We start from the raw sequence: 8,637 nt of genomic DNA, 5'->3' as shown, positions 1-8,637 counted from the left end.
GTATATAGGTATATAGCAGTTCTTATTTGTAACAGTTCGAGAAATCTTGTAGAATGGGTGTCTCGTCGGTAGTAGAACGGGCAAGATGCCCACCACACAAGAAAAAATGTAATGCATTCAATTAAGAACCGCTCCATATTGAATCTACAAACTGAAGTTATTGCTTTTCGGATTATTTAAGAGATATTTTTGCCAAACTGAAATGCTCCCCTTAATACAATACGCTTGAACAGAAAAGAGGAGGAGCAAAGGGGCAGGAGAAAAAACCTTTTAGAGCAGTATAAGTATTAAGTAGATAAAACGTATTTTATAGCACCATAGAATACGTAGCTGTGATTAGCGTAGGCTAGCAAATACCGCAGGCATCGCTCTTTGGGAAAAACTTTTTATTTTACTCAATATTAAAGATTGGCAGCAAAAGTAGATAATTGGGCATGGGAGATTGGTATTATTTTCTGATATTACTGATTCTCCGTGCGCCATGCCCGATTCTCCAAATTGAGGTTTTCGCCGTGACATTGCACAGCAGTATTAAGTTAATTGATCGGCAAACAGGCGAGCATTTTGCTTCTGCTCCAGATAGTTCGGTTGTCCTCTCTAGTTCCCAAGTCGGTTGGCGTCAGAACTTAACTCTAGAGGTACAGCGACTTCAGCCGATGGATCTTCCAGAACACTACATCGAAGGACATCGACTGATTATTAATTTAGGTGGGGCTGTGCGTTTTGGCTGGCGTACTGAGGGACGAACTTATGAAGCTATTCTACCGCCGGGTGGGTTTTGCCTCCAGTCTGATGGTGAAACTAATGCTCCCTTTTGGCAGGACGAACTGACAGTAGCAGCCATTGCCTTAACGCCAGATTTCATTACCACTATTCTCGAAGACCGGACACCAAGCGCCATTGAGACCTTTGCTGAACGTCGCTGCCTGGCTGATGATTTGGCATATAACTATGTCAGAGCGTTAGCTTCAGAGTTGGCTGCGCCAGGAGAACCGTTATATGCAGAAACCTTATCTCTTGCCTTCACGTTGCACCTGTTGAGAATCATAGCCGCAAAGCCAAAAAGCCTTTAACGCCAAAAGGGAAACTCTCTGGAACTCAACTAACAGATGTAATTGAAATAGCGCGATCGCAACTTGGTGTAGAGTTAAACCTTAGCCAACTTGCAAATGCTGCCCAAGTTTCTGACTTTCATTTTTCCCGCTTATTTAAAAACACCACAGGTATGGCACCACATCAGTTTGTCCTGCGCCTGCGGTTAGAACAAGCGAAAAAATTGCTACGAATAAATCAATTGTCCCTCTCTGAAGTAGCGTTAGCTGTGGGCTTTTTCGACCAGTCGCACTTTAGCAATGTCTTTAAACGTGCCTTTGGCATGAGTCCACGAGCTTTTGTGAAAACCCTCTAAAAATTGAGCAAGAATTTCCAAGTTTTCTTGGGGTGACTCCTGCGAGTATTTAACTATCGGCAAGGGAGGGCGACAACGCCAGATGCAAATCCTGTGATGCCGACAATGCAAGGAGAAACCATCATGCTAGCTATGAAAAAATTTGCTAATAAAACACTGACACTGACTTCTCTGGGTTTATTATTCCTATCTCATACCGCCACTGCTGAACTCCAAAATATTGAAGCAAAATCTATGCCTACTCAAAGCCAGACTATTGCAACAAACAATATCACAGTTCGCAAAGTTCAGTTTCTCAGCCAAGGTACAAAGGTAGTAGGTAATCTTTACCTACCTGCAAACATCAAAGCACCACAATCAGCCGTTGTGGTGGTGGGGCCTCAATCAAGTGTAAAAGAACAGGTGAGTACAGTCTATGCAACTCAATTAGCTAACCAAGGATTTGTTGCTTTGACTTTCGACCACCGCACCTTTGGCGAAAGCGGCGGCGTACCTCGCCAGCTTGAAAACCCAGAGATGAAAGTTGAGGATATTCATAGTGCAGTAACATTTTTGCAGGCGTTACCGCAAGTTAAGCAAAATGCAGTCGCTTTACTAGGCGTTTGTTCGGGTGGTGGCTACTCTGCAAGGGCTGCTGCAACGGACTCCTCAATTAACGCCCTTGTTACCGTTGCAGGTTTTTATCATGACCCACAAGTGATGCGTCAATGGTTGGGTGATAACTATCAAGCGCGTTTGGAAATGGGCAAGGCTGCTCTGATCAAGTATGAAAATACAGGTAAAGTTGATTACATGACCAATGTTGATCCCAAAAACACCAAAGTAGCGATGCCGGGTCAAGAAGCTTATGATTATTACGGTACTTCCCGTGGTGTCCGTCCTGGTTGGGTAAATCGTTCAGCAGTTATGTTCTTTGAGCCGTTCTTACAATTTAACGCCATTGATTCTGGTCATGAAATTAAAGCTCCGACATTGGTCATCCATTCCGATACAGCATTAGTTCCAGATGGCGCACGTCGCTTCTTTAAGAGCATTAACAGCAATCAGAAAAATCTTCATTGGATGAACACATCAAATCACATTGCCTTTTATGACCAACCAGAAGTTGTTGAGTCAGCAGCAAGTAAAGCTGCAACATGGCTTAAACAAACATTAAACAAATCAAGTGATTAATTGTTAAATTTATAGCTTTGATATGCAGTTTTAAAATCGTTTTGGAAAGTAGTTTGAAGTATCATTGTTTGCAATTTTGAAACTCAGCCTCTCAACTAATTAGGAGTTATCAGATGTTGAAGAAACAAGGGATGAGCCGTCGTCGAATCCTTCTCCAAGGCAGTGTGGGATTAGCAGGATTGGGTACCGCCTTCTCTGCTGGAACAATCCAAGCCAACAGTCCAAAATTGGCTACACAGGAAATTGCTCAAGCCACACTTCGTGGCAGATATTCCAATAAAGTTGTACTGATCACTGGAGCAACGTCTGGAATCGGCATGGTGACAGCCAAAGAATTTGCCCTTGAAGGTGCAAAGGTGTTCTTCTGCGGTCGGCGCGAGAATTTAGGAGCAAAAGTTGAAGCTGAAATCAGGAATACAGGCGGCGAAGCAACCTATATGCGAGCTGATGTACGTAAGTCAGAAGATATAAAAGCTTTTGTTGACGCTTGTGTGGCGAAATACGGACGCCTCGACATCGCTTTCAACAATGCAGGGGTAGACTTTCCCCCTCATCCAATTGCTGAAACTCCGATCGCAGAATTTGATGATCTGATGAATACAAATGCACGGGGTGTTTTTTTAGGAATGAAATACGAAATTCCTTATTTGATCAAGGGTGGCGGTGGGACAATTATTAATACAGCAAGCATTGGTGGACATCACGCCTTTTCTAATATTGTTGGTTATGGAGCGAGTAAAGCTGCGATCATTCATATGACAAAAACCGCCGCACAAGAATACACTCTCCAGAATATTCGCATCAATGCGATCGCACCGGGAGCAATTGACACTGCAATGCTTGAGCGCGTTCAACGAGACTGGAAAGTTACAAAAGAGCAATTAGTTGCTCCCTATCCAATCAAACGAACTGGTAAACCACAGGAAGTTGCAGCAGTTGTGCTGTGGCTTGCATCTCCTGAAGCTTCTTATGTTTCAGGTATGCGATTTGATATAGATGGAGGAGGACTTGGGTAAAGACACAAAACTAGCAAAATATCTGGCTGTTGCTCCCGATGTCTAATTAGTATGAAATTTAGCCTCTAACGTAGTTGATGTAAAAGCGTTAGAGCATCACCAATTTTGAGATTCTGGTTATAGAGCGGAGCATTAGGCTCAAAGAGCGTGCCACTACTGAGATCGCCAATGTCTTGAGGCGCAAAGCCGATCGCTTCAATCAGTTGTTTGACGGTTTGCTTGGCTTGGAGATCATCGCCACAGATTTGAACCGCAACTCGGTCATCACCTGATTGAAACGCCTGATCTGCTAACACTTTGTAGTAGATGGAGTTAAATGCTTTAATCGTCTGAGCGCCTGGAAACTGCTCAGCCACATACCCGGTCGCTGTTTGCTCCCTGTCATCAATCACGCGCTGAGCTACATCACCATCCCGTTGCGGATAGGGATTTGTAGCATCGATCAGAATTTTATGGTCGAGTCGTCCAATTTGTTGAGCGACTTCGAGAACTTTTCCGAAAGGAATTGCCAGCAGGATCACGTCACCAAATACCGCCGCATTTTCAACCGTGCCAGTTTTAGCCCCCACCGCTTTTGCCATCGGCTTCAGGTCTTCAGGGTTTCTAGAGCTAAACATCACCTCGTGTCCAGCCTTTGCCCAGTGCTGCCCCAAAGTTCCACCAATGTTTCCTGACCCAATGATACCGATCTTCATCGTTGATCTCCTTCGGTTGTTAATTGCTTTGTACAGTAGCAAGTAATTGCGTGAAATACACGTAAGGTGGGCAGTGCCTTGTAGGACTTAAGAGGCTTAAAGCATCCAGCGTTTGGCACTGCCCACCAAATGCAAAGATTTTTCATAAATGATTTAAGATTCCTATATTCAGAGCAGTATAAGCATTAATTATAAAATAGGTAGCCTACTATAGCATTTCAGACTACGTAGCTGTGATTAGCGTAGGCTAGCAAGCACCGCAGCGAAAAGTGGAGCCAGTGCGCCCTTGCGGGTTTCCCGACTTGTTCCTTGCGCGTCTTTGACAGGAGAAGCAACTGGCGTCGAGCTAAGGCTTCCTTAGATCTGTTAGCGAAGCTAAGCTGAGTCTTTTGCCAAGGAGAGACGCTTTAGCGCAACGAGCGTCACTTTTCAAGACAGGCATCGCTCTTGAGGAAAAACTTTTTGGTTTACTGAGTTTAGAAACCGATTCAGTTGTCTTTGAACCTCGAACTACTCCTGTGTCCCATGCTCCCAAAAAATTCGACAAAAGTCTAATTAACTTTAGCAGGCAGATATAGATACTCTAGATGCATCTGGATTAGCTACCAGCAGAACACCTTCATGCTTATCTTCGTTCTTCAAACTTTAGCCGAAATTCTAGCTGGAGGAACCTCACTTACCAGTACAGAGCAAATTGATTTTAGCCATCCTGGTAATCGTAGGGAAGAGGGAGCAGGCCCGACTCTCAATTTATATATTTTTGATATACGTGAGAGTAAGCAGGTACAACATTCTGGCAGGCAAGTAGAACGCAAGCTAACACGCGCTCTACAACCTGCCACTGTAAATTGGGCACCAGCTTGGTTTGATGTTTCGCTGCTATTAACAGCCTGGGATAGAACAGCTTTAGGTGAGCATCACTTTATTAGTGAGGCGTTGACTGTGCTGTTGCGGCATCGCACCTTGGAAGAGGAGTTTTTGGTTCCTGAATTACGGGGCTATGGTAATTTGAACCTGACGGTTGCCTTAGAGCCGCCAATTGAGATTGGCTCTTTATGGAGCGCTCTGAATGTGCCATTGCGTTCAGCCTTATATTTGACAGTGACAATACCCTTCGAGCCACAACCGACTCCAGTGCCTTTGGTTTGGGAGCGAATTTTCAATTTGCGAAATCAATTGTCTCGCGATAGTGACAGTTTAGTATTAACCAGACGAGTTGCGATCGCGGGTATTGTCAAAAGTGCAGTGACAAATTTGCCGCTGGTAGCGACAGAAGTGGCTGTGAGAGGAACTGACAAGTCCATATTAACCACTAAAGAAGGGCTGTTCTTCTTTGAAGACCTTCATTTAGGTAATTATGTTTTGACTCTGAATCATCCTGGCTATTTACCCCAAAACGTCAATGCATTGGTAGATAACCAAAGTAATACTTTCAAAGAAATATTTCTAACTCCTGAATAATTAGATTTTTACTGACTTGGAGAAACTTTCATGGCTAGACTTGATTACTTTGCTCCTGGTGTCTACATTGAAGAAATTGACCGGGGTAGCCGACCAATTGAAGGTGTTAGCACAGCAGTTGCCGGATTTGTAGGCTTTACTGAAGACGTTCGCGGTGGGGCTGAATTATACAAGCCCATGCTAGTAACCACTTGGACGCAATTCTTAAACTACTTTGCGCGTCCCAACTCTGACGGCTTCACCGACTTCAACGCTTATTTACCCTTTTCAGTCTACGGCTACTTTATGAATGGTGGCGGTCGTTGCTGGGTAACAAGCATTGGGACTCAGTTACCAGGCGCACCCAGACCAGCAACTCCAGAACCGGCTAACTTACGAATTAACGCTCGAGGTAATCGTCCAGCCCTGCGCTTTACTTTGCGCCCTGAGCAAGCATCAGGTGGATTAGTAAATATCGTAATTATTGATGGTTCGCCCCGCGCTCTACCCGAAGGTACTGAAGGAGAAGCGCCTCCAAATACAGGCGAATATTTTACCATCCAAATTCGTCGGGGAGATGAGCTTCTAGAGGAATACGAAAACTTGACAATGAACCGCGACCCTAATGCTCAAGTCGCAACTTATGCGCTGACAGCATTGAGAAATTCGATGTATATCACCGTAGAAGACATAACTCAAAGCGGACAACCTTTAGCTCGTCGTCCTGTTAATGGTCAATATGAACTAGCACCGCCCATTGTTGCTGCCACACCCGATAGATTTTCGCAAAATTTAGAAGGTGTTAGAGACGATCGCACCGGGGTACGCGGTATCTTTGAAGTTGATGAAATCACGATGCTGGCTTGTCCTGATGTGATGCGGGCTTATCAAGAGCAAGTACTGAATTTAGATCAAGTTCACGGCATCATCGAACTGATGATTAGTATGTGCGAGGGTTCTGCCAGTGGTGATATTCCCAATCCGCCCAACCGCATGGTTGTACTTGATTCGCCACCAGAAGCCGTCAAACCGCAACAAGTAGTGGAGTGGTTGAATAGATTTAACCGTCGTTCGATGTTTGCGGCCCTTTATTATCCTTGGATCAAAGTACCGAATCCACGCGATCGCGGTAATCCAATTTTAGTACCTCCTTGTGGTCATGTGATGGGTGTTTGGGCCCGCACCGACGAAACCAGAGGAGTTTACAAAGCCCCTGCAAATGAAGTTCCCAGAGGCGTAATTGGTTTGGGTTATGACACAAACTTCCGCGAACAAGAACTATTAAACCCCTTGGGAATAAATTGTATTCGCAGCTTCCCCAATCGAGGTATCCGCATTTGGGGCGCACGCACTTTAGTTGAGCCAGATAAAACAGAGTGGCGTTACATCAGTGTGCGTAGATTAATTAGCTATATCGAAAAATCCCTAGAACTGGGGACTCAGTGGGTAGTTTTTGAACCGAACGACCAAGATTTATGGGCGCGTGTCACCCGTACCGTCAGTAATTTCTTAGAGCGCATTTGGCGTGAAGGTGCTTTATTTGGGGCATCTCCAGCCCAAGCATTTTATGTGAAGTGCGACGAAGAATTGAACCCACCAGAAACCAGAATTTTAGGACGTTTATATATTGAAGTCGGTGTTTGTCCCGTCAGACCAGCGGAGTTTGTTGTTTTCCGCATCAGCCAATGGAATGGTATTGAAGATAGCGAATAGGGTATTGGAATTAGGGGACAGGGGACAGGTGACAGGTGACAGGGAATAATCTGTACCCTGTAACCTGTAACCTATTCCCCTCTTCACTCCTAATTCCCCATTTCAAAATTAATTACACACAAAGGAATCTAAAAGTATGGCAGGCGAATTTTTAACCTCTTGTAAGTTTTACTTCGAGGCTGATGGGATTACTGATAAATTCATCAAAGAAATTAGCGGGCTAGGCGTTGAGAATACTCCAGCGCAAGAAGTTCACGGTTCATCTAAAGGCGCTAAACTAATGCGTCAAGCTACACCAACTGTTGTTAAATTTACCAACATTACAGTAAAAGTCATCGCCACTGATGATATAGACCTTTATAAATGGTATCAAGATTGTAACGAAGATATGGGAGACCCTCGGAAGTGGGCACAGAATCGTAAGACTGGCTCAGTTGTTGCTTACGACCAACAAGGCTCTGAAAAAGCACGGTGGAACATTGTCAATTGTTATCCCTGTAAATACACCGGGCCTACCTTAACAGCCTCTGGTGGTGATATGGCAAATGAAACAGTTGAATTGGTTCACGAAGGAATTAAACGAATCAAATAATCGTAATTACGTAAAGCCTGCGGCATAGCTTTGCTTAGAGCGTAGCAGTAGCGAGTCCGCAAGCGTCATTACGAATTACGTTAGCGTAGCGGTAGCAAGTCCGCGAGCGTCATTACGAATTACGAATTATTTAACAGTGGTACAATCCGCAAGCCGAATTCCAGAAGTTCTGACAGCCCATCGGTTCTATTTAGAACTGACACTAGAAGGTCAAAACGATGCCAATTGTTTCTTTTTGGAGTGTCAAGGCTTCAAAAGAACACAAGAGGTGATTGAAATTACTGAAGTCACTTCTCAAAGCTGGGGTACAAAAGGGCAATCAAAAGGTCAGGTGGTGAGAACCAAGCTTCCTAGCAATCCCAAGAGTGGTAATCTCATTCTGCGTAGAGGTATCACCAACTCTATGGATTTTTGGAAGTGGTTTGAAAAAGTCGAAAAGGGTAATTGGTCTGAGCAACGTAGACTTGTTGCTTTGTCTATTTATAATCAGGCAAATCAAGAAGTAGCTAGATTTGAATTAGCTGGTGCTTGGCCTGCAAGTTACAAGATTGCTGATGTCAACGCCCGCAGCCATGACATCGAAATTGAGGAGGTAGAGGT

The 8,637-nt window shown here is 44.4% G+C and carries 9 protein-coding genes; 8 read left to right on the top strand and 1 reads right to left on the bottom strand.

Going from position 1 to position 8,637, the window contains the following annotated elements:
* Positions 1-434: 434 nt before the first annotated feature.
* From IQ229_RS04420 to IQ229_RS04405, 4 genes are all read left to right on the top strand, one after another.
* Positions 435-1,073, top strand: a complete 639-nt coding sequence (locus tag IQ229_RS04420) for a hypothetical protein (RefSeq protein WP_194041626.1) — start codon at positions 435-437, stop codon at positions 1,071-1,073.
* The gene (locus IQ229_RS24645; protein ID WP_194041631.1) at positions 998-1,408 is read left to right on the top strand and encodes a helix-turn-helix transcriptional regulator; all 411 of its coding nucleotides are present in this window, start codon (positions 998-1,000) and stop codon (positions 1,406-1,408) included. The genes IQ229_RS04420 and IQ229_RS24645 overlap by 76 nt, the downstream gene beginning before the upstream one ends.
* A gap of 96 nt (positions 1,409-1,504) precedes the next feature.
* On the top strand, positions 1,505-2,581 hold the full coding sequence (locus tag IQ229_RS04410) for an alpha/beta hydrolase (protein WP_194041624.1): 1,077 nt from the start codon (positions 1,505-1,507) through the stop codon (positions 2,579-2,581).
* Between the two features lie 113 nt (positions 2,582-2,694).
* Positions 2,695-3,597 (top strand): SDR family NAD(P)-dependent oxidoreductase, encoded by a 903-nt coding sequence (locus IQ229_RS04405; protein ID WP_228013113.1) that lies wholly within the window; start codon positions 2,695-2,697, stop codon positions 3,595-3,597.
* A gap of 65 nt (positions 3,598-3,662) precedes the next feature.
* Here the strand turns inward: IQ229_RS04405 and IQ229_RS04400 are convergent, their stop codons facing one another.
* Positions 3,663-4,292: an NADPH-dependent F420 reductase gene (locus IQ229_RS04400; RefSeq protein ID WP_194041621.1), complete on the bottom strand. Its 630-nt coding sequence runs from the start codon at positions 4,290-4,292 to the stop codon at positions 3,663-3,665.
* 621 nt (positions 4,293-4,913) lie between these two features.
* Here IQ229_RS04400 and IQ229_RS04395 point away from each other — a divergent pair.
* The 4 genes from IQ229_RS04395 to IQ229_RS04380 all read left to right on the top strand — a co-directional run.
* On the top strand, positions 4,914-5,753 hold the full coding sequence (locus IQ229_RS04395; protein ID WP_194041619.1) for a Pvc16 family protein: 840 nt from the start codon (positions 4,914-4,916) through the stop codon (positions 5,751-5,753).
* Positions 5,754-5,783: 30 nt separating this feature from the next.
* On the top strand, positions 5,784-7,445 hold the full coding sequence (locus IQ229_RS04390; RefSeq protein ID WP_194041617.1) for a phage tail sheath family protein: 1,662 nt from the start codon (positions 5,784-5,786) through the stop codon (positions 7,443-7,445).
* Between the two features lie 136 nt (positions 7,446-7,581).
* Positions 7,582-8,037: a phage tail protein gene (locus IQ229_RS04385; RefSeq protein ID WP_094331970.1), complete on the top strand. Its 456-nt coding sequence runs from the start codon at positions 7,582-7,584 to the stop codon at positions 8,035-8,037.
* A 136-nt stretch (positions 8,038-8,173) separates the two neighbouring features.
* Positions 8,174-8,637 (top strand): phage tail protein (locus IQ229_RS04380; protein ID WP_322743943.1); only part of this gene is annotated, 464 nt, incomplete at its 3' end.

The sequence above is a fragment of the Nostoc cf. edaphicum LEGE 07299 genome, from assembly GCF_015207245.1.
Classification (GTDB): domain Bacteria; phylum Cyanobacteriota; class Cyanobacteriia; order Cyanobacteriales; family Nostocaceae; genus Nostoc; species Nostoc edaphicum_B.
This window is presented reverse-complemented; position numbering and strand designations above follow the sequence as displayed.